General features: G+C 69.4%; 23 protein-coding genes and 1 tRNA gene. 18 read left to right on the top strand and 6 right to left on the bottom strand.

Annotation, left to right across the window (positions count from 1 at the left end; all coding sequences use genetic code 11):
• The first annotated feature begins 48 nt into the window (after nt 1-48).
• Entirely contained in the window at nt 49-1,893 is a 1,845-nt protein-coding gene (locus tag DPQ65_RS04175) for an AMP-dependent synthetase/ligase (RefSeq protein ID WP_114906107.1), read from the top strand.
• On the opposite strand, the gene DPQ65_RS04170 is transcribed toward DPQ65_RS04175, so the two are convergent.
• On the bottom strand, nt 1,881-2,543 hold the full coding sequence (locus DPQ65_RS04170; protein WP_114906106.1) for a Pr6Pr family membrane protein: 663 nt from the start codon (nt 2,541-2,543) through the stop codon (nt 1,881-1,883). The genes DPQ65_RS04175 and DPQ65_RS04170 overlap by 13 nt on opposite strands.
• A gap of 89 nt (nt 2,544-2,632) precedes the next feature.
• Here DPQ65_RS04170 and DPQ65_RS04165 point away from each other — a divergent pair, with 89 nt between their 5' ends.
• A complete protein-coding gene (locus tag DPQ65_RS04165) occupies nt 2,633-4,582 on the top strand; it encodes a TIGR03960 family B12-binding radical SAM protein (protein WP_114906203.1) in 1,950 nt (649 codons plus the stop codon).
• A gap of 28 nt (nt 4,583-4,610) precedes the next feature.
• Here the strand turns inward: DPQ65_RS04165 and DPQ65_RS04160 are convergent, their stop codons facing one another.
• From DPQ65_RS04160 to serC, 3 genes are all read right to left on the bottom strand, one after another.
• Nucleotides 4,611-5,744: an MFS transporter gene (locus DPQ65_RS04160; protein ID WP_337589675.1), complete on the bottom strand. Its 1,134-nt coding sequence runs from the start codon at nt 5,742-5,744 to the stop codon at nt 4,611-4,613.
• A gap of 165 nt (nt 5,745-5,909) precedes the next feature.
• Nucleotides 5,910-7,100, bottom strand: a complete 1,191-nt coding sequence (locus DPQ65_RS04155; RefSeq protein WP_114906104.1) for a phosphoglycerate dehydrogenase — start codon at nt 7,098-7,100, stop codon at nt 5,910-5,912.
• Nucleotides 7,093-8,172 (bottom strand): 3-phosphoserine/phosphohydroxythreonine transaminase, encoded by a 1,080-nt coding sequence (gene serC / locus DPQ65_RS04150; RefSeq protein WP_114906103.1) that lies wholly within the window; start codon nt 8,170-8,172, stop codon nt 7,093-7,095. The genes DPQ65_RS04155 and serC overlap by 8 nt, the downstream gene beginning before the upstream one ends.
• Nucleotides 8,173-8,348: 176 nt before the next feature.
• Between serC and DPQ65_RS04145 the strand changes: the two genes are divergently transcribed.
• The 11 genes from DPQ65_RS04145 to DPQ65_RS04095 all read left to right on the top strand — a co-directional run bounded on the left by DPQ65_RS04145 (nt 8,349) and on the right by DPQ65_RS04095 (nt 21,342).
• On the top strand, nt 8,349-9,116 hold the full coding sequence (locus tag DPQ65_RS04145; protein ID WP_114906102.1) for a TIGR03936 family radical SAM-associated protein: 768 nt from the start codon (nt 8,349-8,351) through the stop codon (nt 9,114-9,116).
• Nucleotides 9,117-9,432: 316 nt separating this feature from the next.
• Complete coding sequence (locus tag DPQ65_RS04140; protein ID WP_114906101.1) at nt 9,433-12,351, top strand: Rne/Rng family ribonuclease; 2,919 nt, start codon at nt 9,433-9,435, stop codon at nt 12,349-12,351.
• A 134-nt stretch (nt 12,352-12,485) separates the two neighbouring features.
• Nucleotides 12,486-12,794, top strand: a complete 309-nt coding sequence (gene rplU / locus DPQ65_RS04135) for a 50S ribosomal protein L21 (RefSeq protein ID WP_114906100.1) — start codon at nt 12,486-12,488, stop codon at nt 12,792-12,794.
• A 34-nt stretch (nt 12,795-12,828) separates the two neighbouring features.
• Nucleotides 12,829-13,104 carry a 50S ribosomal protein L27 gene (gene rpmA, locus DPQ65_RS04130; RefSeq protein ID WP_114906099.1) on the top strand — a complete coding sequence of 92 codons (276 nt, stop codon included), beginning with the start codon at nt 12,829-12,831 and terminating at the stop codon, nt 13,102-13,104.
• A 98-nt stretch (nt 13,105-13,202) separates the two neighbouring features.
• Entirely contained in the window at nt 13,203-14,714 is a 1,512-nt protein-coding gene (obgE, locus tag DPQ65_RS04125; RefSeq protein WP_114906098.1) for a GTPase ObgE, read from the top strand.
• Between the two features lie 113 nt (nt 14,715-14,827).
• Complete coding sequence (gene proB / locus DPQ65_RS04120; RefSeq protein ID WP_114906097.1) at nt 14,828-15,955, top strand: glutamate 5-kinase; 1,128 nt, start codon at nt 14,828-14,830, stop codon at nt 15,953-15,955.
• A gap of 112 nt (nt 15,956-16,067) precedes the next feature.
• On the top strand, nt 16,068-17,351 hold the full coding sequence (locus tag DPQ65_RS04115; protein WP_114906096.1) for a glutamate-5-semialdehyde dehydrogenase: 1,284 nt from the start codon (nt 16,068-16,070) through the stop codon (nt 17,349-17,351).
• 51 nt (nt 17,352-17,402) lie between these two features.
• Nucleotides 17,403-18,503: an alpha-hydroxy acid oxidase gene (locus DPQ65_RS04110; RefSeq protein WP_114906095.1), complete on the top strand. Its 1,101-nt coding sequence runs from the start codon at nt 17,403-17,405 to the stop codon at nt 18,501-18,503.
• Between the two features lie 76 nt (nt 18,504-18,579).
• Nucleotides 18,580-19,650, top strand: coding sequence for an SGNH/GDSL hydrolase family protein (locus DPQ65_RS04105; protein ID WP_202862999.1), 1,071 nt, complete (start codon nt 18,580-18,582; stop codon nt 19,648-19,650).
• Nucleotides 19,651-19,711: 61 nt separating this feature from the next.
• On the top strand, nt 19,712-20,569 hold the full coding sequence (locus tag DPQ65_RS04100) for a DUF3626 domain-containing protein (RefSeq protein WP_114906202.1): 858 nt from the start codon (nt 19,712-19,714) through the stop codon (nt 20,567-20,569).
• 74 nt (nt 20,570-20,643) lie between these two features.
• Nucleotides 20,644-21,342 carry a class I SAM-dependent methyltransferase gene (locus DPQ65_RS04095; protein WP_114906093.1) on the top strand — a complete coding sequence of 233 codons (699 nt, stop codon included), beginning with the start codon at nt 20,644-20,646 and terminating at the stop codon, nt 21,340-21,342.
• Here DPQ65_RS04095 and DPQ65_RS04090 read toward each other — a convergent pair.
• Complete coding sequence (locus tag DPQ65_RS04090; protein WP_114906092.1) at nt 21,287-22,264, bottom strand: glycosyltransferase family 2 protein; 978 nt, start codon at nt 22,262-22,264, stop codon at nt 21,287-21,289. The two genes, DPQ65_RS04095 and DPQ65_RS04090, sit on opposite strands and share 56 nt — an antisense overlap.
• A gap of 34 nt (nt 22,265-22,298) precedes the next feature.
• Here DPQ65_RS04090 and DPQ65_RS04085 point away from each other — a divergent pair, with 34 nt between their 5' ends.
• From DPQ65_RS04085 to DPQ65_RS04065, 5 genes are all read left to right on the top strand, one after another.
• Nucleotides 22,299-22,523, top strand: a complete 225-nt coding sequence (locus DPQ65_RS04085; protein ID WP_114906091.1) for a hypothetical protein — start codon at nt 22,299-22,301, stop codon at nt 22,521-22,523.
• The gene (gene nadD, locus DPQ65_RS04080) at nt 22,523-23,104 is read left to right on the top strand and encodes a nicotinate-nucleotide adenylyltransferase (RefSeq protein ID WP_272947634.1); all 582 of its coding nucleotides are present in this window, start codon (nt 22,523-22,525) and stop codon (nt 23,102-23,104) included. Before DPQ65_RS04085 ends, nadD begins: the two co-directional genes overlap by 1 nt.
• Complete coding sequence (gene rsfS, locus DPQ65_RS04075; protein WP_114906090.1) at nt 23,105-23,464, top strand: ribosome silencing factor; 360 nt, start codon at nt 23,105-23,107, stop codon at nt 23,462-23,464.
• Nucleotides 23,465-23,468: 4 nt separating this feature from the next.
• Entirely contained in the window at nt 23,469-24,104 is a 636-nt protein-coding gene (locus DPQ65_RS04070; protein ID WP_238146668.1) for a histidine phosphatase family protein, read from the top strand.
• A gap of 96 nt (nt 24,105-24,200) precedes the next feature.
• Nucleotides 24,201-24,273: transfer RNA gene (locus tag DPQ65_RS04065), tRNA-Ala, on the top strand.
• A 75-nt stretch (nt 24,274-24,348) separates the two neighbouring features.
• On the opposite strand, the gene DPQ65_RS04060 is transcribed toward DPQ65_RS04065, so the two are convergent.
• Entirely contained in the window at nt 24,349-25,668 is a 1,320-nt protein-coding gene (locus DPQ65_RS04060; protein ID WP_114906088.1) for an FAD-binding oxidoreductase, read from the bottom strand.
• Nucleotides 25,669-25,746 lie beyond the last annotated feature (78 nt).

Genomic DNA, 25,746 nt, shown 5'->3' with positions numbered 1-25,746 from the left:
CCGGACCTGAGAAGATCAGGCGACCACCCGCCCAACGAAGGACGAGTAATGGCACTGACCTCCCGTGATGAAGCGTATGACCAGGCGACCATCGACAACCGGGTCGCGAGCGTGGGCCACCTGTTCCGTGACCGGGTCGCCGCGACACCGACCGCGGAGGCCTTTCGTTATCCCGTCGGGGAGTCCTGGGAGTCACTGACGTGGGCGGACTCCGCCGCCCGCGCCTATGCACTGGCCGCCGGTCTGATCGACCTGGGTGTCGCCCCTGAGGAGCGGGTCGCGCTGTGCTCGGCCACGCGGCTGGAGTGGGTGCTCTTCGATCTCGCCGTCATGTCGGCCGGTGCCGCCACGACCACGATCTACCCGACCACCCTGTCAGCGGATGTCGCCTACATCGCGGCGGACTCTGGCAGCAAGGTGGTCATCGCCGAGGACGACACGCAGGTCGCCAAGCTGCGTGAGCACCGCCCGGACATCCCGGAGGTGCGCCACGTCGTGGTCATCGACGGGGAGGGTGACGGTGACTGGGTGCTCTCGCTGTCCGAGCTGGAGGAGCGGGGCCAGGCCCGCCTGGCGGCTGAACCCGAGATGGTCAACGAGCGGATCGACCAGCTGACGCCGGACCACCTGGCCACCATCATCTACACCTCCGGCACCACGGGGCGGCCCAAGGGGGTCCGCCTGCCGCACTCCGCGTGGACCTATGAAGCGGCGGCCGTGGACTCGATCGGCATCCTGAGCCCGGACGACCTGCAGTACCTGTGGCTTCCCCTGGCGCACGTCTTCGGCAAGGTCCTGCTCGTCCTGCCCCTGCAGATCGGCTTCCCGACCGCAGTGGACGGGCGGGTCGACAAGATCGTGGAGAACGTCGGGATCGTGAAGCCGACCTTCATGGGGGCCGCGCCACGCATCTTCGAGAAGGCCTACGGCAGGATCACCATGATGATGGCCGAGGAGGGAGGCATCAAGGAGAAGCTCTTCCACTGGGCCACCGGCGTCGGTCGCAAGGTGAGCGAGCTGCAGCAGGCCGGCAGGGAGCCCTCGGGTGTCCTGGCCCTGCAGCACAAGGTCGCCAACGCCGTTGTCCTGAAGAAGATCCAGGAACGCTTCGGGGGGCGGGTGCGCTTCTTCATCTCCGGATCGGCCGCGCTCAACCGCGACGTGGCCGAGTGGTTCGACGCCGTCGGGCTGCGGATCATCGAGGGCTACGGGCTGACCGAGACCAGCGCAGCATCGTTCGTCAACCGTCCCCACACCGGCGGCTACAAATTCGGCAGCGTCGGGTGGGCCCTGCCGGGCACCGAGGTCAAGATCGCCGAGGACGGCGAGGTCCTGCTGCGCGGCCCGGGAGTCACCCCCGGCTACCACGAGCTCGAGGACGCGACCGCCGAGGCGCTGGACTCGGACGGGTGGTTCCACACCGGCGACATCGGTGAGGTCGACGAGCGTGGCTTCCTCAGCATCACCGACCGCAAGAAGGATCTCTTCAAGACCTCCGGCGGCAAGTACATCGCGCCCTCGGTGATCGAGTCCATGTTCAAGGGCATCTGCCCCTACGCCAGCCAGCTCGTGATCGAGGGCGATGGCCGCAAGTTCGTCTCGGCCATTGTGACGCTGGACCCGGAGGCCATCGAGGGATGGGCGAGCCAGAACGGCCTGGGCGGCAAGGAGTATGCCGAGATCGTCACCTCGCCCGCGTGCCGGGAGATGGTGCAGGGCTATATCGACGAGCTCAACACCCAGCTGAACCGCTGGGAGCAGATCAAGCAGTTCGTCATCCTGGACCACGACCTGACCGTCGAGGAGGGCGACCTGACGCCGAGCATGAAGCTCAAGCGGCGGCTGGTCACCAAGAAGTACTCCGACGAACTGGATGCCCTCTACACCGACTGACCCGAGTCGGACTCCCGCGGCGCGGCTGGCAGGGACCTCTCTGCCAGCCGCATCGCCAGGACCACGGTCAGGAAGACCAGGGTCACGCCGAGGCTGGTGAGCAGCACCTGTCCGAGACCGTGCTCGGAGACGTCAAGAAACGGGTAGGGATACCAGTCACGGACGGCGCCGAGCACAAGGGTCACGGCGAGCCAGGCGACAGGCCAGGCCAGTGACCACCACGCCGTCCGTGCATCCAACCGCGGTCGCGGTCCGCACACGAGCCAGCCGAGGATGACCAGAGCCGGGACAACAAGGTGCAGGAGGGTGTCGGCGACAGCGTCCCAGCCGCTGAGGTGCAGGAGGGGCCGTAGCAGGAAGAAGTGGACCACACCGGTCAGCGTGATACCCAGCACCGCGTCAGCCCGGACCACCCGCCACAGCTGACCCTCCCGCGCAGGGGCGACCACGAGAGCGCCCGAGGCGATCGCCACCAGGACGTTGGCCTGGATCGTGAAGTAGCAGACCATCTGGAACAGGCGTGTCCCCAGCGGGGGCACGACGGTCTCGTCGAGCACCGCTGACCCGCGCACGACCAGGGCCGTCTGCAACACGAGCGCCGTCACCACCACAACCAGGGTCAGCAGATGCCACCCGCGGGCCAGTCTCATCCCCGTAGCGTAGAGGCGCGACGCTCCTGACCCTCCCCACGGCATACCCTGGGTGCATGACTGCCACGGACGACGACGCAACTGTGCGCCTGCCCGGCGACAGCATCTTCCCTGCCCTTGAACCGCTCCTGGAGCAGGTCAGCAAGCCGGTGCAGTACGTCGGGGGCGAGCTGAACTCCCAGGTCAAGGACTGGAATGTTGCCGGACACGGCCCGGACGGGCAGGAGCTGACGGTCCGGTGGGCGTTGATGTATCCCGACGCCTATGAGATCGGCCTGCCCAACCAGGGCGTGATGATCCTCTACGAGGTGCTCAACGAGCAGCCGATGGCGCTCGCCGAGCGCACCTACTCCGTCTGGCCCGATCTGGAGGACCTGATGCGCGCCGAGGGCGTGCCGCAGTTCACCGTCGACGGGCACCGTGCGGTCGGTGACTTCGACGTCCTCGGGCTGTCCTTCTCCACCGAGCTCGGCTACACCAACATGCTCACCGCGCTGGACCTGGCCGGGATCCCGTTGCACGCCGCCGACCGCACGGACGAGCACCCGGTCGTCATCGCCGGCGGGCACGCCGCGTTCAACCCCGAGCCGATCGCCGCCTTCCTGGACGCTGCCATCGTCGGCGACGGCGAGGAGGCCGTGCTGGCCGCGACCTCGATCATCGGCGGGTGGAAGGGCGAGGGGAGCCCCGGGGGGCGTGATGAGCTGCTGCTGCGCCTGGCCCGCACCGGTGGTGTTTATGTGCCGGCGTTCTACGACGTCGACTATCTGCCCGATGGGCGGATCCAGCGCGTCGTGCCGAATCGACCCGGCATCCCGTGGCGGGTCTCCAAGCACACCGTGATGGACCTGGACTCCTGGCCCTACCCCAAGACACCGCTGGTGCCGGTGACGGAGTCGGTGCACGAGCGGATGAGCGTGGAGATCTTCCGTGGGTGCACCCGTGGCTGCCGGTTCTGCCAGGCGGGCATGATCACCCGCCCGGTGCGGGAGCGCTCGATCGAGGGGATCGGCGCGATGGTGCAGCAGGGGTTGGACACCACCGGTTACGAGGAGGTCGGGCTGCTGTCCCTGTCCTCCGCCGACCACAGCGAGATCGCTGACGTCGCCAAAGGCCTCGCCGACCGCTACGAGGGCACGAACACCTCGCTGTCGCTGCCCTCGACCAGGGTCGACGCCTTCAATATCGACCTGGCCAACGAGCTGACCCGCAATGGTCGGCGCTCGGGACTCACCTTCGCGCCGGAGGGCGGCAGCGAGCGCCTGCGCAAGGTGATCAACAAGATGGTGAGCAAGGAGGACCTCATTCGCACGGTCGCCGCGGCCTACGGTGCCGGCTGGCGGCAGGTCAAGCTCTACTTCATGTGCGGGCTGCCCACGGAGACCGACGAGGACGTCCTGGAGATCGCGGAGCTGGCCAAGCAGGTCATCGACACCGGCCGGAAGGTCAGTGGGCGCAAGGACATCCGCTGCACCGTCTCCATCGGCGGGTTCGTGCCCAAGCCGCACACGCCCTTCCAGTGGGCCTCCCAGCTGGGCGCGGAGGAGACCGACGCGCGACTGCTCAAGCTCCGCGAGGCCATCCGGGCCGATCGGCGCTACGGCTCGGCCATCGGGTTCCGCTATCACGACGGCCAGCCCGGGATCGTCGAGGGGCTGCTGTCCCGCGGCGACCGGAGGGTCGGTGGCGTCATCGAGCAGGTCTGGCGCGCCGGGAGCCGGTTCGACGGCTGGAGCGAGCACTTCTCATACGAACGCTGGATGGCGGCCGCGCAGCAGGCGCTGGCCGGCCACGGACTGGATGTCGCGTGGTACACCACCCGAGAGCGCGGCGAGACCGAGGTGCTGCCCTGGGACCACATCGACTCCGGTCTGGACAAGGAGTGGCTCTGGGACGACTGGCAGGACGCCCTGGACGAGCGTGAGGTCGACGACTGCCGCTGGACTCCCTGCTTCGACTGTGGTGTCTGCCCGCAGATGAACACCGAGATCCAGACAGGGCCGACGGGCAAGAAGCTGCTGCCGCTGACCGTGGTCTGAAACTGTCCGGGTGGCCATGCCTGTGGCGTCAGTGGACCGGGGCTGCGGGGGTGCGGTGGGCCGCGATGGTGGCCGGCACCGTCACCACGAGTGCGAGCACGGCCGCGACGGGAGCGACGTCGAAACGTAAGGTAGCCAGGCTGATCAGGCCGAGCGCGACCAGGAAGCCCACCTCAGCGACGAGTCCGGCGACTGAGGTGGTCGTCGCCCGAGCCCTGCCGCTCATGGTGTGCTGCAGGCGGATGTCGCCGCTGACATAAGAAGCGGTGGCCAGCGCGTAGCCGACCGCGATCGCGGCGTAGGAGGGTGGACCGCTCCACCAGGCGCCTGCGGCGAGCAGCAGTCCAGCTGCGGCCACGATGACCGCATGGGGCAGGCCCGCCAGGCGGGCCACCCCGGCCGCGCACCAGGTCGCGGCCGCCTGCAGGAGCGTGATGCCGCCCAGGATCCAGGCGATCAGTCCGACCGACGCCCCGCCCTCGGCCAGGATCAGGGGGAAGAACTCATCGAGGCCCACGAGCGCGACGACGGTGCCATAGGCCAGCAGGACACGTCGCACGGGGACACTGCTCGCGGCCTCGCCGGCTCCGGTGCCCACGGCGCGTGCCCAGGCCCGCAGCGAGGCGGGTTCGGGGTCCGGCGCCTCGTCGACGTCGACGGCCGGGCTGACCCGGGGGAGCGCGACCGCCAGCAGGGTATGCACCAGGGCGACACCCACCGAGGTCCAGCCGACAAGGGCGTAGCCACCGAGGGCGTGCAGGGGTGCGGCGAGCGCGATGGCGCCGGCCATGACCAGGGCGGTCACGCTCTCGGCCCGGGCCTTGACTGGGCCATAGCGCTCAGGTCGCCCGGCAGCGGTGAGCTCGTCGAACAGGTAGGCCTCGTAGGTCCCGGACATCAGGGCCGCGGAGAGGGACCACAGCACGAATCCGCTCAGGAACCCCAGGAAGGAGGGCCACGTGAGCCACGTGGCAAACCCCGCGGCATACAGCACCCCGGAGGCGATGAGCAGGCGACGCCGGTCGAGCAGGTCCGCCCAGGCCCCGGAGGGGACCTCGAGCAGGAAGGAACTGGCGGACCACACCGCCAGGAGCACCCCGATCTGGGAGCTACTCAGCCCGTGGTCGGCGAACAGGAGGGCATAGACCGCGAAGAGCGGGATCGCCTCCCGTGACGCGCGATAGAGCAGGACCCTGTGTTCCAGGGACCTCCGACGGCGATCAGGGGCGGGGGCTGGTCAACTGGAACCGGAGGGAAACATCATGTGGGCAGGCTATCGCTGCTACCTGAGGTTCGCAGTCGGCATGAGTCGATCCTGCGAGCCGGTTCAGTCGATCCGGCGCGCCCGGATCACACCGTCGATCGCCAGGATCTGCTCTTTCAGGTCGTCCGCGAGCTGGCCCTCAACATCCACCAGCGTGTAGGCGTAGTCGCCGTGCGCCTTGTTGGTGAACTCGGTGACGTTGAGTCCCGCGTCACCCAGCACTCCCGTGATCTGTCCGATCATGTTGGGCTTGTTCTCGTTGAAGATCGCCAGGCGTGAGGTGCCCGGCGAACGGGCCATCACGACCTCGGGGAAGTTCACCGAGTTGCGGATGTTGCCGTGCAGCAGGAAGTCCGAGAGCTGGTCGACCGCCATGACGGCACAGTTGTCCTCGGCCTCGCCGGTCGAGGCACCCAGGTGGGGCAGGGTGATCACCCTGGGGTGGACGGCCCCCGCCTCGGTCGGGAAGTCGTTGACGTAGGCGTGCAGGTGACCGGAGTCGAGGGCGGCCAGGACGGCCTCTTCGTCGACCACGCCACCCCGGGCGAAGTTGAGGACGACCCCGCCCTCAGGCATCGCCGCGATCCGCTGCGCGTTGACCAGGCCCTTGGTGCCCTCGACGAGCGGCACGTGCAGCGTGATGAAGTCGGAGCTGGCGAAGAGCTCCTCGACGCTGGTGACCTGCTCGACAGCGGGGGAGAGCTGCCAGGCACGCTCGATGGTGATCGCCGGGTCATAGCCCAGGACCTTCAGGCCCATGGCCTGCGCCGCATTGGCCACCAGCACGCCGATCGCGCCGAGCCCGATGACGCCGAGCGTGCGTCCGGGCAGCTCGAAGCCGGCGAACTGCTTCTTGCCGGCCTCGACCTGCTTGTCGAGGTCCTTGCCGGACAAGGCCTGGTCGGCGACAAGGTCCCGGGTGTAGTCGGCGGCGTGGTAGATGTTGCGCGCGGCGAGCAGCATGCCAGCGATGACCAGCTCCTTGACCGCGTTGGCGTTCGCACCGGGTGTGTTGAAGACCGGGATGCCGCGGGCCGCCAGCTTGTCGACCGGGATGTTGTTCGTCCCCGCCCCAGCGCGGGCGACGGCGTACAGGCTGTCGGGCACCTCGTAGGAGTGCAGGTCGGCCGATCGGAGCAGGATGCCACGCGGGTCGGTGAACTCGGTGCCGAGGTCGAAGACCTCGCGGTCGAGCCGGTTCAGCCCCAGGGGCGAGATGGCGTTGAGGGTCTGGATGCGGAAGGTCTCAGGCATGGGTGCGCTCAAACTCCTTGAGGAAGTCAACCAGGGCCTCGACCGACTCCTGGGAGGTGGCGTTGTAGATGCTGGCTCGCATGCCGCCCACGGAGCGGTGCCCGGCCAGGTTGGTCAGGCCCTCGGCCTCGGACTGGGCCAGGAACTCCTTGTCCAGGTCGGCGTCCGCCAGCAGGAAGGGGACGTTCATCCAGGACCGTGCTGCCGGCTCGACCGGGTTGGAGTAGAAGTCCAGCGTGTCGATCGCATCGTAGAGGGTGCGGGCCTTGCGCTCGTTGCGCTCAGCCATGCCGGCCAGCCCGCCGTTGTCACGGATCCACTCCAGGTTGAGGCCCAGCAGGTACCACCCGAAGGTCGGTGGGGTGTTGAGCATCGAGTCCGCGCCGCCCATCGCGGCGTAGTCGAGCACCGACGGCGTCTCGGGCCGGGCGTGGCCGACGAGGTCGTCCCGCACGATGACCACGGTGATCCCGGAGGGGCCGAGGTTCTTCTGGGCGCCGGCGTAGATGAGGCCGAACCGGGAGACGTCGATCGGGCGGGACATGATGGTGGAGGAGAAGTCGGCCACGAGCGGCACCTCGCCGGCGTCGGGCAGATAGCCGAACTCCACGCCCCCGATGGTCTCGTTCGCGGTGTAGTGCAGGTAGGCCGCATCCGGGCTGACCTGCAGGCTCTCCGCGGCGGGGACCGTCGAGTAGTTGGACGCCGACTCATCGGCGATGACGTTGACCTGGAGGAACTTGCCGGCCTCGCCGATCGCCTTCTTGGACCAGGAGCCGGTGTTGATGTAGGCGGCGCTCGCGCCGGGCGCGGTGAGGTTCATCGGGATCGCCGCGAACTGACCGGTCGCGCCGCCCTGGAGGAAGAGCACGGTATAGCCTTCCGGAACCCCCAGGAGTTCACGCAGCAGAGCCTCGGACTCAGCCGCGACGGCCACAAAGTCCTTGCTCCGGTGGCTGATCTCCATCACGGACATGCCCAGACCGTGGAAGTCGGTGAGCTCGGACTGCGCCCGCTCGAGCACCTCGAGCGGGAGCGCGGCAGGACCGGCGGCAAAGTTGTGGACACGCACTGGGAGGGCCTCCAAGAGTGGTGGGCAGTGACAAGGCGGTCGCGACGCTCCGTTGAGTGCGGCCAACAACATCTGGATGCGCCGACTGTACGACCTGGATGGCGTTCGCCGACAGCCCCCTCGTTATGGAGTTCGCCACACCAACCCGGGCAGAGAACGTGGCTAGTGTGCCTGCCATGGCAGCAGCACGACGTGTCCCCGAGGGCCCAGCACCCGACCCCGCGGTCCAGAAGCAGTGGGTTCGCTATGCCAAGCGCGGGCGGATGCGCTTCACCTCCAGCCGTGACTTCCAGCGTGCCCTGGAGCGGGGTCTGCGGCTGGCGCAGATCCCGATGGCCTACTCCGCCGGGTTCCACCCGCATCCCAAGATCAGCTATGCCAATGCCGCCCCGACCGGTGTGGCCTCGGAGGCGGAGTATGTCGAGTTGTCAGTGACCCGTGAGGTGGACCCGGCGGAGGTCGGGTCGGCACTGGCTGCCGCGCTGCCCGACGGGCTGGACATCGTGCACGTCACGGTGGCGGGCACGGGGAGCTTGGCTGACCGGCTCGTGGCCAGCCGCTGGCAGATGGTGTTCCAGGGGCTCCCGGCGCCCGATCTGCAGCTGGCGCTGGAGGCCTTCCTCGCGCGGGACCACGTGGAGGTGACCCGGGTGATGAAGCAGGGTCCACGCGCCATCGAGGTGCGGGAGCCGGTGCTCGGGGCCGAGGTGAGCGACACGCCGAGGCGTGAGGGTGCCCGCGACCGCGCAGCCACCGGAACCGACCACTCAGGGGCAGCGGAGCTCCTGCTGACCGTTCGGCATACGACACCCACCGTGCGGCCGGCGGAGCTCTGGGCTGCACTGGGCGAGGTGAGCGGCCTGGATCTCCCGCGGCCGATCAGCGGGCGCCTCGCGCAGGGACCCCTCGGGGACGACCATGCCGTGCTCGACCCACTGACCTAGACGGGGAAACGGCCCACCTGTGAGATAGTGGCCGTGGTTGTGCGACCGGCCACACCAGCCGCCCAACCCGACAGGATCTCCCGCAGTGCGGCCCGAAGAGCTGGCACGCGAGTGAGCGGCCCACGTGTAGGACTCGAGGCCGCGCACGGATCTGGTCGGCGCCGCCCAGGTGACGCGCGAAGTGCGCGAGCCGTCCGGCGTAACCAGGACGACTTCCGTCCGGCCGGCACCCGCCGGCCCGACGACGCAACCCGCGCTCAGCGGGAGTGGACCCACGGGTCCGGTGTGGACTCCTGGCGAGCCACGAGAGGAAGCCATGGTCACCATGGACCAGAGCCCCGACACGCCCGGAGACTCAGCAGGGGAGTCCACCACGCCGAGCGAGGGGGCCTCCGCCTTCGGTGCACTGTTCTCCCACGAGGAGAGCGCGCCGCAGGCAGCCCCCGCCAAGAAGGCCGCCCGCAAGACAGCGAAGAAGGCAACCGCGACGAAGGCCGCCAAGAGCACCACGGCCAAGAGCACCACGGCCAAGAGCACCACGGGCAAGAGCGCCACCGGCAAGAGCACGACGCGCAAGACCACTGCCCGGGCCAAGGCGGCCGATGAGGCCGTCGAGTCGCTCCTGGACGAGGAGGCCACGGCGGGGGTCACTCCGTCGTCGGGCGACGCCGGTGCCGATGGTGGCGACCAGCAGGACGAGCAGATGACCGAGCCCGACACCGAGCAGGAGCAGACCGCACCGGCTGGCGGGGGCTCGCCGTTCGGGATGCTGTTCCAGGCACCGGATCTGAGTGCCGTCCCGACCCGGCGGGCGCCGGCCAGGGCGCCCGAGGACACAGAGGAGACCGAGCAGACCTCCCGCGACGACCAGCCGAGCCGCCAGCGCTCACGTCGCTCCGGCCGCACGGCTCAGACGTCGGGCCAGGAGCCGGGCGGCTCCGACGCCGATCAGACGGCGGACTCCGGGGACCGTGGGCAGGACCAGCAGCGGGACGACGAGACCGAGGCATCCGACGACGGAGAGGGCAGCAATGCCCGGCGTCGCCGTCGTCGCGGCGGTAAGGGCCGACGTGGTCGTGGGAGCTCCGGGGAGGACTCAGCCGACAATGACAGCCAGGCCGGTGCCCCGGCCGATCAGACCAGCGGTTCCGACACCCAGGATGACTCCGAGAGCTCGGACAGCGAGTCCTCGAGCGGCACCGTGCGTCGCCGTCGCCGCAGCAACCGCCGTGGCGAGGACGGCGATGCCCGGGAGTCCCGTCGCGCTCGTGAGGAAGTCACCGGCGTGCGCGGGTCCACCCGACTGGAGGCCAAGCGCCAGCGCCGCCGCGAGGGGCGTGAGGCCGGTCGTCGCCGCACGATCATCACCGAGGCCGAGTTCCTGGCCCGCCGCGAGAGCGTTGAGCGCACCATGGTCGTGCGCGGTCAGGACGACCGCACGCAGATCGGCGTCCTGGAGGACGGCGTGCTGGTCGAGCACTACGTGTCCCGCGCCACCCAGAGCACGATGGTCGGCAATGTCTACCTGGGCCGGGTCCAGAACGTGCTGCCCAGCATGGAGGCAGCCTTTGTCGACATCGGCAAGGGGCGCAATGCCGTCCTCTATGCCGGCGAGGTGAACTGGGACGCCGCCGGCCTGGACAACAACCAGCCCAAGCGCATCGAGAACGCCCTGAAGTCCGGCGACTCCGTCCTGGTGCAGGTCACCAAGGACCCGATCGGCCACAAGGGTGCCCGACTGACCTCGCAGGTCTCCCTCCCCGGCCGCTACCTGGTGCTGGTGCCCGGCAACTCGATGACCGGCATCTCCCGCAAGCTGCCGGACACCGAGCGGGCCCGGCTCAAGAAGATCCTCAAGGAGGTCGTCCCCGAGGGGGCCGGCGTCATCGTGCGCACCGCCGCCGAGGGAGCCAGTGAGCAGGAGCTCCGCGCAGACGTCGCCCGCCTGACCGGCATGTGGGAACGCATCCAGGGCAAGCAGAAGAGTGCCAGCGCGCCGGCGCTGCTGCACGGCGAACCGGACATGACTGTCCGGGTCATCCGGGACGTGTTCAACGAGGACTTCGCCAAGGTCGTCGTCTCTGGCGAGCAGGCCTGGCAGGAAGTGAGCGACTACCTGGGAGACGTCGCCCCGGATCTGGCTGACCGGTTGGAGAAGTGGACCGACACCCAGGATGTGTTCACGCGCTACCGGGTCACCGAGGCCCTGGCCAAGGCGATGGACCGCAAGGTGTGGCTGCCCTCGGGTGGCTCTCTGGTGATCGACCGCACCGAGGCGATGACTGTGGTCGACGTCAACACCGGCAAGTTCGTCGGCTCTGGCGGCAACCTGGAGGAGACGGTCACCAAGAACAACATCGAGGCGGCCGAGGAGATTGTCCGACAGCTGCGGCTGCGGGACATCGGCGGCATCATCGTCATCGACTTCATCGACATGGTGCTGGAGAGCAACCGTGACCTGGTGGTCCGGCGCCTCCTGGAGTGCCTGGGACGGGACCGCACCAAGCACCAGGTCGCCGAGGTGACCTCGCTGGGCCTGGTCCAGATGACCCGCAAGCGCGTCGGTGCCGGCCTCATCGAGGTCTTCTCCGAGCCCTGCGTGCACTGCAACGGCCGCGGCATCGTGGTCCACTCCGAGCCGATCGACAAGTCCGAGGGCAACGGGCACCACCACGGGGGCTCTGGTGGCTCTGCCGGCGGTGGCCGTCGTGGCCGCGGCCGCTCCGGCAACGGCGAGAGCGCCGGAAGCAGTGTCCCGGCTCGTCCGACCCCGGCGCCCGGTGGGCCGACCCCGGCTCAGATTGCGGCTGCGGCCCACGCGGCGGCGATCGCGGGCTCCGGCCAGTCCAGTGAGGGCGCCACGGAGGCGTCACCGGCACCTGCCACGACCCCGGCCGCCCGGGCGAGCAAGGCAGAGGCGGGCGCGCCCACGACCGGGGCGTCCGCGGTGGACGCTCCCACCGAGGTCACCGACGCGGGGAAGGGCTCCGCGGAGCCGGCACCACGGCATACTGCCGAGACGACTCCCGAGCCCCAGGCCACTCGTGCTCCGGAGCCCACCCGTGCTCCGGAGCCGCAGGTGGCAGTCCCCAGCGGAGCCGCAACGCCGCCCCGGCCACGGCGGCGACGGGGCCGAGTGGTGGCCCCGGCAGGCCCCCCGCGTGGGGGAGAGGACGAGGGTGCCGCAGGATCCGGAACCCCCGCCGCCCCGACCGCCTCCGACGCCAACGCCTGAGTTTGTCTCCGGAGCCGGGATCGGGGTAGGCTAGACCCTCGGTGCGCCGCGTCGGCGCTATCGGGGTACGTCACCCCGCTCCCGGGTCCGGTTCATTCCGACCCCAACCAAGATCTGCAGGAAGTGAGTTGAACGTGTACGCGATCGTCCGCGCTGGCGGCCGCCAGGAGAAGGTCTCCGTCGGCGACGTCCTCATCATCGACAAGGTGAGCGGCGAGGCCGGCGACGCCGTCGAGCTCACTCCGCTGATGGTTGTCGATGGCACCACCATCACCACCGACGGCGACGCGCTCGCCAAGGTCAAGGTCACCGCTGAGGTGGTGCAGGCGGCCAAGGGCCCCAAGATCGTCATCCAGAAGTACAAGAACAAGACCGGCTACAAGAAGCGGCAGGGCCACCGCCAGCCGCTGACCCAGGTCAAGATCACCGCGATCGACGCCTGAGCGGCGACGAGCAACCCTTACGGAGGAATGACAGATGGCAACCAAGAAGGGTGCGTCCTCGACCAAGAACGGTCGCGACTCGAACGCACAGCGTCTCGGCGTCAAGCGTTTCGGCGGCCAGGTCGTCGGCGCCGGTGAGATCCTCATCCGCCAGCGTGGCACTCGCTTCCACCCCGGGGTGGGCGTTGGCCGTGGCAAGGACGACACGCTGTTCGCGCTGACCCCCGGCACCGTCGAGTTCGGCGCCAAGGGCGGCCGCAAGGTCGTCAACATCGTGGAGGCGGCGCAGACCGCCGACCAGCCCGCCTGAGGCGAGCCAACCACACACTCCGGACGCCGGTGCGTTGCCCGAGGGCAACCACCGGCGTTCTGGCGTTCGCCCACCGGGCCCATTGAGAGGATCAACCCATGGCTAGCTTCGTCGACCGTGTCATCCTGCACCTGTCCGCCGGCAACGGCGGGCACGGTGTGGCATCGGTGCACCGTGAGAAGTTCAAGCCGCTGGGCGGCCCCGACGGAGGCAACGGCGGTCGCGGCGGCGACATCATCTTCCGGGTCGACCCGCAGATCACCACCCTGCTGGAGTTTCACCACGGACCGCACCGGACGGCTGCCAACGGCCGTCCCGGTGAGGGTGGTGAGCGCAACGGCGCCCAGGGCGCGGACCTGGTGCTGTCGGTGCCGGAGGGCACCGTCGTGAGCACCCGTGACGGGGAGGTGCTGGCCGACCTGGTGGGGGCAGGCACCGAGTTCGTCGCAGCACAGGGCGGGCGCGGCGGACTGGGCAACCGGGCGTTGGCGAGCCAGCGACGCAAGGCACCCGGGTTTGCCCTGAAGGGCGAGCCGGGGGAGTCGCGCGAGGTCGTCCTGGAACTGAAGACCCTGGCCGACGTCGCGCTCATCGGCTTCCCCTCCGCGGGCAAGTCGAGCCTGGTCTCGGTGCTGTCCGCGGCCCGGCCCAAGATCGCGGACTACCCGTTCACCACCCTTGTCCCGAACCTGGGGGTGGTCACCGCCGGTGGTGAGCGGTTCACCGTCGCGGACGTGCCGGGACTCATTCCCGGCGCCTCGGAGGGCAAGGGGCTGGGCCTGCGCTTCCTGCGTCACGTCGAGCGTTGCCACGTGCTCGTGCACGTCATCGACTGCGCGACCCTGGAGCCCGGCCGCGACCCGCTGACCGACCTGGACGTCATCGAGCACGAGCTGGCCGAGTACGTCCCGGATGCCTCGCTCGGGGGCATGCCGCTGGCCGAGCGCGTGCGGATGGTGGTGCTCAACAAGGCCGACGTGCCCGAGGCGCGGGAGCTGGCCGAGATGGTCAAACCCGATCTGGAGGCCCGCGGCCTGGAGGTCCACATCATCTCCGCCGTGGCACACACCGGTCTCAAGGAACTGACCTTCGCCCTGGCCCGCGCCGTGTCGCGCGCACGCGCTGAGCACCTCGTCGTCGAGCCGGCGCGCACCGTGGTGCGGCCCCGGGCCATTGACGACTCGCAGTTCCGCATCCGTCGTGAGGAGACGGCCGACGGCGTCGTCTTTCAGGTCCTCGGCGACCGCCCGACGCGCTGGGTGCGGCAGACCGACTTCGCCAACGACGAGGCGGTGGGCTACCTCGCCGAGCGCCTCAACCGTCTCGGGGTCGAGGAGGAGCTGCTCAAGGCCGGAGCCGTTGCGGGTTCCACGGTCCTGATCGGTCCGGAGGACGACGCCGTGGTCTTCGACTGGCAGCCCACCATCTCAGCGGGTGCCGAGCTGCTCGGCCAGCGGGGGACGGACATCCGGCTCGAGGACCGGCACCGTCCGACACGCGGCGAGAAGCGTGACGCCTTCCACGGCAAGATGGACGCTGCCTCCGCGGCCCGAGCGGAGCTGGACGAGGACCGGCGGTCGGGCCTGTGGACCGACCCCGACGACGAGTAGCCCCGACAAGGGGCGGGGTCGACGGGCGGCCAGGTGCCGGTGCTGGGTGCCGATGGCGCCGCCGCATCCATCCCGATGCATGAACATACAGAATGATGGATTAGTATGCTGTCATGTCTGAGCCTCACGATGCGATCCGGCACGCGCGGCGCATCGTCGTCAAGATCGGCTCGTCCTCGATCACCGCGCCTCAGGGTGGGATCGACAACTATCGACTCCAGGCGCTCAGTGGTGTGATCGCCAAGCGCTGGCTCGCCGGTGACCAGGTCATCCTGGTGTCCTCGGGGGCGATCGCTGCGGGGATGACCCCGCTCGGCCTCACCAGGCGACCGAAGGACTTGGCCACTCAGCAGGCTGCGGCCAGTGCGGGGCAGGGCGGCCTCGTCGCCGCCTACACCACCGCCTTCCGGTTGCACGGTCTGAGCACGGGCCAGGTGCTGCTCACCGCCGACGACATGCACCGCCGCTCGCACTATGTCAACGCCAGCCGGACCCTGGAGAAGCTCCTCGAGCTCGAGATCGTGCCGATCATCAACGAGAACGACACGGTCGCCACCGACGAGATCCGCTTCGGTGACAACGACCGCCTGGCTGCCCTGACCGCCCACCTGGTGGATGCCGATGCCCTGATCCTGCTCACCGACGTCGACGCGTTGTATGACGGGCACCCCCGCCAGCCCGGCACCTCACGCATCCCCGTGGTCACGTCCATGGACCAGATTGCCGACGTCGACATCTCGGCGACCGGCTCGGCCGTGGGCACCGGCGGGATGGTCACCAAGATTGCTGCCGCGCAGCTGGCGACGGCCGAGGGCATCACGGTGATGCTGACTTCTGCCGATCAGGCGGCCCAGGCGCTGGCCGGTGACGACGTGGGCACGGTGTTCACCCCCACTCGCCGCAAGCGCAGGGCACGCAGTCGTTGGCTGGCGCACGCCAGCAATGTGAACGGTCGGCTCGTGCTGGATGCCGGTGCTGTGGAGGCGGTCGTCCAGAGGCAGACCTCACTGCTGCCGGTCGGAGTGACCCGGGTGGAGGGGGTCTTCCGCACCGGCGACACGGTCGACCTGGTCGACCCGGACGGGCTGGTGGTGGCGCGGGGTCTGGTGGGCTATGACTCCTCGGACCTGACGCGCCTGCTCGGTCGACGGCTCGACCAGTCATCAGGCGGTGCCCGGAGCCGCGGCTCCGCGCCGGCTCCGCGCACCGTGATCCGCCGGGACGATCTGGTGGTTCTCTAGGCACCGATCGAGCACGACCCAGTCCCCGACGACATCGGTGGAGAGTGTGCCAGACCTCTCGAGAGTGCGGGTCGGGCGTACCAAAACTCTAGCGAACAGGTAGGAGAACAAGATGGCCGAGGACATCGACCCCCAGGTGGTGGACTACGTCCACACCATCGCCCGACGTGCCCGGCTGGCATCGCGTGAACTCGCGCTGTTGACTCGCAGCCAGAAGGATGCTGCCCTCCTCGCCCTGGCCGATGCCCTTGAGTCGGGTGCCGCGCAGGTCGTGGCGGCCAACACCGAGGACGTGGAGCGGGAGCGTTCCGGCGGGATGGCCGACGGTCTGCTGGATCGCCTCACGCTCACCACCGAGCGGGTGCAGTCCGTGGCACAGGCGCTACGCGACGTCGCGGCGCTGCCGGACCCGGTCGGTGAGGTGGTCCGTGGCTCGACCCTGGCCAACGGGCTGACTATCCGCCAGGTGCGGGTGCCGATGGGTGTGGTCGGCATGATCTATGAGGCACGTCCCAACGTCACGGTGGACGCGGCCGGGCTAGGCCTGAAGTCGGGCAACGCCGTCATACTGCGCGGAGGCTCCGCTGCCAGCCGCACCAACGAGGCCCTGGTCGGCCTTCTGCGGGCCGCCCTCGGTCAGCAGGGGCTGCCCGCCGACGCGATCAACCTGCTCAGCGAGGGGGGCCGTGCCGCGGGTCGGGCACTGATGACCGCGCGCGGCCTGGTCGACCTGGTGATCCCGCGCGGTGGAGCGAGCCTGATCCAGACGGTAGTCACCGAGTCGACCGTTCCGGTGATCGAGACGGGGGTGGGGAACTGTCACGTCTACGTCGATGCCGGGGCCGATCTGTCCTCGGCGCTGCAGATCACCCTCAACTCCAAGACGCACCGGCCCAGCGTCTGCAACGCTGCGGAGTCCCTGCTGGTCCACCAGAGCATCGCCGCGGACTTCCTGCCCAAGGCCCTGGCCGAGCTGGCCGGTGCGGGTGTCCTCCTGCACACCGACCACCGCGCAGGGGAGTATGCCGACGCGGCCGGCATCGCGCACGATGCCGTCACCGATGAGCACTTCGCGACGGAGTTCCTCGCCCTCGAGATGAGCGTCGCCGTGGTCGATGACCTGGACGGCGCACTGGCACATGTCCAGCAGTTCACCTCCGGCCACACCGAGGCGATCGTCACCGAGGACCGGTCAGCGGCGCGACGCTGGGTCAACGAGGTCGACGCGGCGGCGGTGATGGTGAACGCGTCCACCCGGTTCACCGATGGTGGCGAGTTCGGCTTCGGGGCCGAGATCGGCATCTCCACGCAGAAGCTGCATGCGCGCGGTCCGATGGCCCTGCCCGAGCTGACCACCACCAAGTGGGTGGTGGAGGGCGACGGACAGGTCCGCTAGTCAGGGTGCCCGGGCTCCTCAGGATCGTCCGGACTCTCTAGACTCCACCGCATGGCCAGGTGGCTGGATGGACTGGAGGCCCGCGCAGCGGAGGTCCTTCCCAGCTCGGTCCACCGCTATATCCGGCAGGGATCGCGTGACGGCGTCACTGCCGCCGAGGCCGTCGCTGCGTGGGGCAGGGTGCGCTTCCTGCCCCGCACGTTGACTGACGTCACGCACGTGCAGACCGGAACCCGCTTGCTGGGCACGCCGGTCAGGCATCCCAACGCGGTCGCGCCCTCGACGTTTCAGCGGGCGATCCATCCCGACGGGGAGGTGGCCATGGCGGTCGCCACCCGCGACGCAGGCTCCCTCATGGTGGTCTCGAGCAATGCCGGCACCCCGTTTGTCGAGATCGGAGCCACCGGCGTGGCCTGGTGGTTGCAGGTCTACCTGCCCGCCGACCGCACACTGGCGATCCCGCTGCTGGAGCGGGCCGTGAGCGCAGGTGCCCGGGCGGTGGTCCTGACGACCGACACCCCGGTGGTGGGGACCAAGTACGACGACGGACCCACGGTCTGGGAGGAGGCCGACCCGGCACACCTGAGGATCAACTTCGACGCCGGTGTCCACGACCTTCCCGGCTTCGCCAAGGCAACCGACCTCGGTCCGGCCGACATTGTCTGGTTGCGCGAGCGCACGGGCCTGCCTGTTGTGGTCAAGGGCGTGCTGCGGCCCGACGACGCCGTGCGGTCTGTCGAGGCCGGTGCCTCCGCGGTCTGGGTCTCCAACCACGGTGGGCGACAACTGGACCGCAGCCTCCCGACAGCGCAGGCGCTGCCGGCCGTGGCGTCTGCCGTCGCCGACTCGGTGGAGGTCTATGTGGACGGTGGCATCCGGTCCGGGCTCGATGTGCTTGCTGCGCTGGCCCTCGGCGCCCGCGCAGCCTTCCTCGGGCGGCTCCCGTTGTGGGCACTGCTGGGCGGCGCGGAGTCGGTGCTGCGGATGCACCGGGATCTGGGTGCCGAGCTCGAGGAGGCGATGCAACTCGCTGGGGTGACCGAGGTGGCGCACGTCCCCTCGGTCCTGGCGGGATCCGGGGTCACGACCTCGGCCGGCGGACCCGCCGCCGAAGGCTATGGGTCCAGGCAGGCGCGTCCCGGGCGGGATTAAAAGATTGGCCGGCGTCTGGCCAAAGTTGTTACCCACCGGTTGTGGCCCGCGCTCCCGGGGCACCATGCTCCCAAGCGTGGACATCACACGACGCAGCCCCATGACCCTGCTCACCGCCGTCCCTGCCGGGCTGGTCCTGGCACTGGCCGGCACGATTCCTGCCCAGGCCGACGACACGGCATACGTGGCCCTGGGAGACTCCTTCTCCGCCGGCACCGGCACGCGGGCCTCGACCGATGACTGCTACCGATCGCCGTACGGCTACCCGGCGCTGATCGCCCAGTCACAGGGGCTAACCCTGGACTACCAGGCCTGCAGCGGCGCCACGACCTCCGACGTCCTGAACCACCAGGTGGGAGCCCTCTCCGCGGACACGGACCTGGTCACGATGACGATCGGTGGCAACGACCTCGGCTTCGCCGACGTGATCACCGAGTGCGCCCTGCCGGGCTGGCTCTCGGACTGCACCGGTGCCATCGCCGACGGCAGGGCAGTGCTGCACGGTGCTCTCCCTGGTCGCTACGACGCCGTCCTCTCCGCGATCGATGCCGGCGCTCCCAACGCTGATGTCCTGATCGCGGGCTACCCACATCTGTTCAACGGTGAGGACTGCAATGCCCTCACCTTCTTCTCCGGCTCTGAGATGTCCCAGTTGAACGCCGCCACGGACGAACTGGATGCCCTCGTGCAGGCCAAGACGACCGGGGCCGGGCACAGCTACATCGACCCACGCAACGCCTTCGACGGGCACGCCGTCTGCGACGACACCGAGTGGGTCAACGGCCTGAGCTGGCCGGTTGTCGAGTCCTTCCATCCCAACCGGGACGGCAACATCGGGTATGCCGACCTGTTCTGGGCAGGTGCGGGTTCGGCTGTCGCAGCCTCGGTGCCCACCGAGCACCAGGCCCAGGGCTTCCAGTCCTCGGTCGAGCAGGAGGCGGATGCCGTGCTGGCGATGGACCTGGCCAGTCCCCAGAACCTGCGCGCAGCCAGGGCGGCCGGCATCCCCTCCGGACGCGTCACCGCTCTCGTGGAGCAGTTGCGCTCCGACGACGAGAGGGTGGTGGCGGCGGCGCTGGAGGACCTGTCGGCTCTGGACGAGCGACACGAGCGGCACAGGGCGCGCACCGACGTCATCACGCACTGACGGTCGACGGGCAGGATCCAACAGCGTGCGCACCCACGGTGCAGGTGGCTACCGTGGTCGCATGTCCCGTCCGCGCGCCGTCAAGATCGTTGAGGAGCGTGCGGACGGACCACCTCTGGACCGCGGGTTGCGCATCACCGTTCACTTCCATCCAGGCCTGGTGAGCAACGGCCGCACGGTTCTGGAGCACCTGGCCACCGACCGGACCTACCGCACGCAGTTCGAGACGGGCACCAGCAATGGTGGCCTCACCGCGCACCGTCGCGGGGACCGGTGGCACTGGGAGCACCGCATGTTTGCCGGGGTGTATGACGCGGAGCCGGCCGCCGTCAGGCCGAGGTACGGCGCACTCAACCACCGGCGTCGCGAGATCGGCGCCGCGCCCAGGTTCGGGTCCGCTCACCTGCGACTGGCTGCCCATGTGCTGGACAGGGCGACCTTCTGCTTCCCGGACTCGGTGTTCGAACCGCCGGGCCTCGCGACCGCCCACCGGTTCGGGCTGTGGCCGGCGATAGCCGAGTTCGAGGCGCGCACGCGGGATGACCTGGGGGAGCGGACCGACGGCGGACTGCTGGACGACTACGTGGAGGCGCACGTGCACGGCGGTCTCGATCTGGACACGGACGTCGAGGCACTGGTCCTCGACCCAGCGCACTCGGGAACCCCCACTGAGCAGACCGCCCTCCGCCTCGGGGTCGGCCTCGAGTGGCACCGCGGCTTCCGGGTCCACCTCGACACCCTCGCCCAGCATCCCGACTTCCGTGGGCCCGAGGTCATCGGGCTGGCACGGAGGATCGCACGGCACGGCTGGGTGGACCCGGTCATCCTCGAAACGGCGCGACGTCAGGGGAGGCACGACGTGCAGCACCTGAAACTGCTGTGGCACTGCGTAGCACGCTTTGGTGGCGATTGGACCTGACCACGTCGCACCGGAGGAGCACGCGACGGGGCGTGGCGGTGAGGGAACGGGCCGTTGCCTGACAAGATGCCCGGGTGGAAGGCGCTGAGATTCGCAAGCTGGTCACGCTCGAGGACGACCACTGGTGGTACCGAGAGCGGCGACACCTGCTGCACCGCCGCGTTCGTGACCTGCCTCCCGGGCAGGCGCTCGACATCGGAGCCGCGGGAGGTGGCAACACCCGCGTGCTGGAGTCACTCGGATGGGACGTGCTGGCCCTGGAGTTCACTGCCGAGGGTGCGGAGGTTGCCCGCGAGCGTGGACTGGAGGTGATCCGTGCCGATGCACAGGCGCTGCCCGTCGCGGATGCCTCGCTGGACCTGGTGACGGCCCTGGACGTGCTCGAGCACCTGCCCGACCACGAGCGGGCCGCCGCTGAGATCCATCGGGTTCTGCGACCCGGGGGAGTGCTGGTCGCCGCCGTGCCGGTGGATCAGCGGCTCTGGTCCGAGCATGACGTCGCGGTCGGGCACGAACGGCGTTATGAGCCGGTGGAGTTCCTGTCGCTGCTCAGGGGAGCCGGCCTCGAGGTCACCGCGGCAAGGTCCTGGATGGTGCTGCTGCGCCCGGTGGTGGCGCTGCGTCGCAAGCGCTCGCAGGGCAGCGACCTGGAGGAGATGAACCCGGTGGTCAATGTCGGGCTGACCGCCATCGTGCGGTTGGAGCGGTTCCTGCCGGTCAGTCGTGCGCCTGGTGTGTCCGTGTTCGTGACCGCTCGTCGGCCCCGCCGCTGAGGGAGTCGTAGGCGACGTAGTAGGTCGGCCGCCGCTGCAGAGTGGTGTAGATCCGCCCGACGTACTCACCCATGATTCCCAGGCAGAGCAGCTGCACCGCACCGACCGCCGCCACGATGACCACCGTCGAGGTCCAGCCGGCGACGGTCAGACCGGTCAGCTTGGCGATCAGCGCGTAGAGCAGGAGCCCGATGGCTGCCAGGAAGCCGCCGAGCCCGAACCACGTTGCCAGCCGCAGGGGCGTGAGGGAGAAGCCGGTGAGACTGTCGACCGACAGTCGAACCATCTTGGCGATGGGATACTTCGAGCGCCCAGCTGCGCGCGCCTCTCGGGCGTAACCCACACTGGCGGAAGGGAACCCGAGGGAGGGGATCACGAGGCGCAGCACCCGGTGATGTTCGGGCAGGGCATTGACCGCATCCACGGTGGCCCGGGACATCAGGCGGTAGTCGCCGGCATTGTCCGGAAGGTCCTTGGCCCCGGCCCTCCGCATGCCGGCATAGAACGCCTTGGCGCTCCATCGTTTGAAGACGGAGTCGGTGCGGCGATCGGTGCGCACGCCGTAGACCACGTCCACCCCACGCTCCCCGGCGGCCGCCATCATCTCGGCGATCAGCTCCGGAGGGTCCTGCAGGTCGGCGTCCAGCGTGACCAGCCAGTCGCCGCGCGCGGCACTCAGGCCGGCGGAGATGGCGGCCTGGTGTCCGGCGTTGGCGCGCAGCCGGAGCACCCTCAGCTCGGGCCACTCCCGGAGGTAACGTTGGAGCAGGACCGGAGTCTGGTCCCGCGAGCCGTCGTCGATGGCCACCACCTCGTAGGAGGCCTCCAGCCCGTCCAGCACCGGACGGAGCCGCTCCACGAGAAGGGGGAGGACCTGCTCCTCGTCAAACATGGGAATGACGACAGACAACTCCGGGTGCATGAAACAACTGTAGGCGGCACGGTAGTCTGCTCCTATGACGCATGTGCTGCTGCAGGCCGCCGAGGCAGGTCACCAGGTCAAGGAACTGCCTCTCTCCCCGATCTGGTACGGCGTGATCACCCTCGTGATCGCCGCCGCACTGCTCGGGCTCCTGTGGTCCTTCCGCAACAGCCTGGCACTGGACCCGGTGGCCCACGACCACGACGACCTGGGTGCCGGTAAGGGCGCCACCGACAAGCGACCGGGCAGCCACCACTGATGCGTCTGGGTGTGATGGGTGGCACGTTTGACCCCATCCACCACGGCCACCTGGTGGCCGCTAGCGAGGCGGCAGCGCTCCTGGACCTCGACGAGGTGGTCTTCGTGCCGACCGGGCAGCCCTACCTCAAGGACGAACGCAAGGTCAGTCCGGCCGAGGACCGCTATCTGATGACGGTCATCGCCACTGCCTCGAACCCGAGGTTCACCGTGTCGCGCGTCGACATCGACCGGGACGGCCCGACCTACACCTATGACACGCTCCGTGACCTGCGGGGGCAGCGACCCGAGGCGGACCTCTACTTCATCACCGGCGCAGATGCCCTGGCCCAGATCCTCTCCTGGAAGGACGCGGCCAAGATGTTCGAGCTGGCGCACTTTGTCGGCGTCACCCGGCCTGGACACGTGCTCAGTGGCGACGGCCTCCCGCAGGACCGAGTCACCCTGCTCAGCGTGCCGGCGATGGCGATCAGCTCGACCGACTGCCGGGAACGGACCCAGCAGGGCGAGCCGGTCTGGTATCTCGTGCCGGACGGCGTTGTGCAGTACATCGGCAAGTACGACCTCTACAAGGAGCAGTGAGTGGCAGCGACAGCACGCGCCCTGGACCTCGCCCGCGCGGCGGCCCATGCGGCCCAGGACAAATTGGCCGAGGACGTCGTCGGACTCGACGTCAGCGACCAGTTGGCGCTGACCGACATCTTCGTCATCGCCTCGGCGCCGGGCGAACGCCAGGTGACCTCCATCGTGGATGCGGTGGAGGAACGGCTTCTGGAGCTGGGCGCCAAGACCCTGCGCCGAGAGGGGCAGCGGGAGGGACGCTGGGTGCTGATGGACTTCGGCGACATCGTGGTGCACGTGATGCACACCGAGGACCGCGAGTTCTATGACCTGGAGCGGTTGTGGAAGGACTGCCCGGTCGTCACCCTTCCCGAGGCCTGATCAGGTGCGTCGGCTGATCGTCTGGCGGCACGGCGAGACCGACCACAACGCGGGCGGCATCTGGCAGGGGCAGCTCGATACTGACCTCTCCGAGCGCGGGGAGGCGCAGGCCAGGGAGGCGGCGCTCGCCCTGGCGGCACTGGCTCCCACGAAGATCGTGTCCAGCGACCTGCGCCGGGCCGCACAGACGGCAGCCGCGCTCGGGGGCGTCACCACACTGCCGATCGGGTATGACGCACGGTTGCGTGAGATCCATGTCGGCACCTGGCAGGGGCTGACCCAGGGCGACGTGGCGGAGCGGTATCCCGAGGAGGTGGCGGCGCTCTCCCGCGGGGAGGACATCGTGCGCGGAGACCACGGTGAGTCAGTGGCCCACGTCCAGGAGCGTGCCCTGGCCGTCATCCAGGAGCTGTTGGCGGAGTTGCCTGGGGACGGCACGCTGGTCGTGACCACGCACGGCGTCACGGGACGCACCCTGGTGGCCGCCCTGATCGGCCTGGAGCAGCGCCAGGCGTGGCTCTCGCTGGGTGGTTTGCGCAACTGTCACTGGGCCGAGCTCGCCGAGCACCGCACCGGCTGGCGGATGCTCTCCTGGAACGCCGGCGTCGGCGAATCGGTGGTCTCCACCAGCGACCGCTGACCACCCTCCCGGGGCCGCATGCTGGAGGGGGCCGGTCGGGCCCGGAGGATTTGGTGGAATCGGGGGCCATATGGGTAAACTCTCCTGGTTCCGTAAGGGGCTGTGGCGCAGCTGGTAGCGCACCTCCATGGCATGGAGGGGGTCAGGGGTTCGAGTCCCCTCAGCTCCACCGAAGTAGGAACCAGAGGGACCTTGCTCCGCGTGATCGCGGGACAAGGTCCCTCTGTTGTGAGCCGGGCCAGGATCACTCCAGGACGCCGAAGTTGCCGCGGATGACCTGCCGTGGGTCGAGGACCTTCTTGAGCGTGCCGAGGCGTTCGATCGTGGTGGGCGCGAGAGCGTCCGACAGCTTCTCGGTGGGGTTCAGGAACGTGACGGGCTTGCGGCCGCTCGCAGGCAGGGCCGCGGCGAGGCGTGCCTGCTTCCGGGTGATCTCCTCGGCCATGCTCTCGCTGGCCGGGACCCCGAACAGGTAGACGGCGTAGGGCTCCGTGAGCGGGCCGTGCGGGCTGTCGCTCGGCCTGGCCAGCGCGCCCTGGAGGTGACGGACCTGGAGGCTCATCAGCGGTGCGATCGGTTCGTCGTGCAGCGCGCCGAGCGTGGCGTCGTCGAGGTGGGTCAGCAGCTCGGCACGGGAGAGGCCGGGGCCGGGGCTGGTCGGTTCGGCCGTGATGGTGCCAAGATCGGCGACGCTCATCGTGGCGCGTGTGTCGGACAGGGGTGCGGGCAGGAGCTCGGTGGCCCGCATGAGCTCGCGAGCGTCCTGCTCCGTGCCCAGATAGGTGGAGTCGATCGCGATCACCGGATCGCTACCCGGGAAGTGCAGGAACTCGAGCCACAGGGTCAACGCGTCGGGGGCCGAGGCGGTCATGGCGCGGTAGGCCCGCGTAACCTCGCGGGTATGAGCGGCAGGCCAGAGCTGCCGGCCGCCGTACACCGACGGGGCGGACCGAAGGCGCACCTCCAGGGCGGTGACGATCGCCAGGTCGCCACCTCCGCCCCGCAGGGCCCACAGCAGTTCGCTGTCCGTGTCAGGGGTGATGCGTGCCGTGGCGCCGTCGGCGGTGACGACGTCAGCGCCGAGGAGGCTGTCGGCTATCCATCCGAAAGAACGGCTGAACCAGCTCAGGCCGCCGCCGAGGGCTGCGCCGGTGACGCTGACGACCGGGGAACTGCCGGGCAGGGCGGTCAGGCCGTGTTCCGCTGCGGCTCGTTGCAGGTCGCCCGAACGCACCCCGGCACCGATCCTGGCGGTCATCGCTGCCGGGTCGATCTCGATGGTGTCAAGTCGGGTGGTGCGGAGCAGGATCGCCCCAGCCGCGCGTCCCGTGGCGCCGTGCCCGCTGGGCTGCGTGGCGACCGACAGCTCGTGCGAGTCGGCGAACCGGACCAGCCGGGCGATGTCGTCGGCATCGGCTGCTTCGACGACTGCGCAGACAGGCTGCTGGACAGCGAGGTTCCAGGGGAGGTGTGCCTGCGCGAACTCGGGGTCACTGGGCAGACTCACGCGCCCGCGAACAGTGTCGGCGAGCTGGTTCAGACTGGGGTGGGACAGGATGGTCATACAGACTCCTTCACGAGGGTGGTTCACGGACAGGGGAGGCCCGCGATGGGTGCTCCTGCCTGGGAGTCGGTCGAGAGG

Source organism: Ornithinimicrobium murale (assembly GCF_003352835.1).
In the GTDB taxonomy this organism is placed as follows: Bacteria; Actinomycetota; Actinomycetes; order Actinomycetales; family Dermatophilaceae; genus Ornithinicoccus; species Ornithinicoccus muralis.
Note: the sequence above shows the minus strand (reverse complement) of the source record. Positions and strands in the feature narration are given on the sequence as shown.

What these genes read in the sequence shown, in the direction of transcription:
- DPQ65_RS04175 (WP_114906107.1), top strand. Translation starts at nt 49, where the DNA reads ATGGCACTGACCTCCCGTGATGAAGCGTATGACCAGGCGACCATCGAC.
- DPQ65_RS04170 (WP_114906106.1), bottom strand. Translation starts at nt 2,543, where the DNA reads ATGAGACTGGCCCGCGGGTGGCATCTGCTGACCCTGGTTGTGGTGGTG.
- DPQ65_RS04155 (WP_114906104.1), bottom strand. Translation starts at nt 7,100, where the DNA reads ATGCCTGAGACCTTCCGCATCCAGACCCTCAACGCCATCTCGCCCCTG.
- DPQ65_RS04145 (WP_114906102.1), top strand. Translation starts at nt 8,349, where the DNA reads ATGGCAGCAGCACGACGTGTCCCCGAGGGCCCAGCACCCGACCCCGCG.
- DPQ65_RS04140 (WP_114906101.1), top strand. Translation starts at nt 9,433, where the DNA reads ATGGTCACCATGGACCAGAGCCCCGACACGCCCGGAGACTCAGCAGGG.
- rpmA (WP_114906099.1), top strand. Translation starts at nt 12,829, where the DNA reads ATGGCAACCAAGAAGGGTGCGTCCTCGACCAAGAACGGTCGCGACTCG.
- obgE (WP_114906098.1), top strand. Translation starts at nt 13,203, where the DNA reads ATGGCTAGCTTCGTCGACCGTGTCATCCTGCACCTGTCCGCCGGCAAC.
- proB (WP_114906097.1), top strand. Translation starts at nt 14,828, where the DNA reads ATGTCTGAGCCTCACGATGCGATCCGGCACGCGCGGCGCATCGTCGTC.
- DPQ65_RS04115 (WP_114906096.1), top strand. Translation starts at nt 16,068, where the DNA reads ATGGCCGAGGACATCGACCCCCAGGTGGTGGACTACGTCCACACCATC.
- DPQ65_RS04110 (WP_114906095.1), top strand. Translation starts at nt 17,403, where the DNA reads ATGGCCAGGTGGCTGGATGGACTGGAGGCCCGCGCAGCGGAGGTCCTT.
- DPQ65_RS04100 (WP_114906202.1), top strand. Translation starts at nt 19,712, where the DNA reads ATGTCCCGTCCGCGCGCCGTCAAGATCGTTGAGGAGCGTGCGGACGGA.
- DPQ65_RS04090 (WP_114906092.1), bottom strand. Translation starts at nt 22,264, where the DNA reads ATGCACCCGGAGTTGTCTGTCGTCATTCCCATGTTTGACGAGGAGCAG.
- DPQ65_RS04085 (WP_114906091.1), top strand. Translation starts at nt 22,299, where the DNA reads ATGACGCATGTGCTGCTGCAGGCCGCCGAGGCAGGTCACCAGGTCAAG.
- nadD (WP_272947634.1), top strand. Translation starts at nt 22,523, where the DNA reads ATGCGTCTGGGTGTGATGGGTGGCACGTTTGACCCCATCCACCACGGC.
- DPQ65_RS04060 (WP_114906088.1), bottom strand. Translation starts at nt 25,668, where the DNA reads ATGACCATCCTGTCCCACCCCAGTCTGAACCAGCTCGCCGACACTGTT.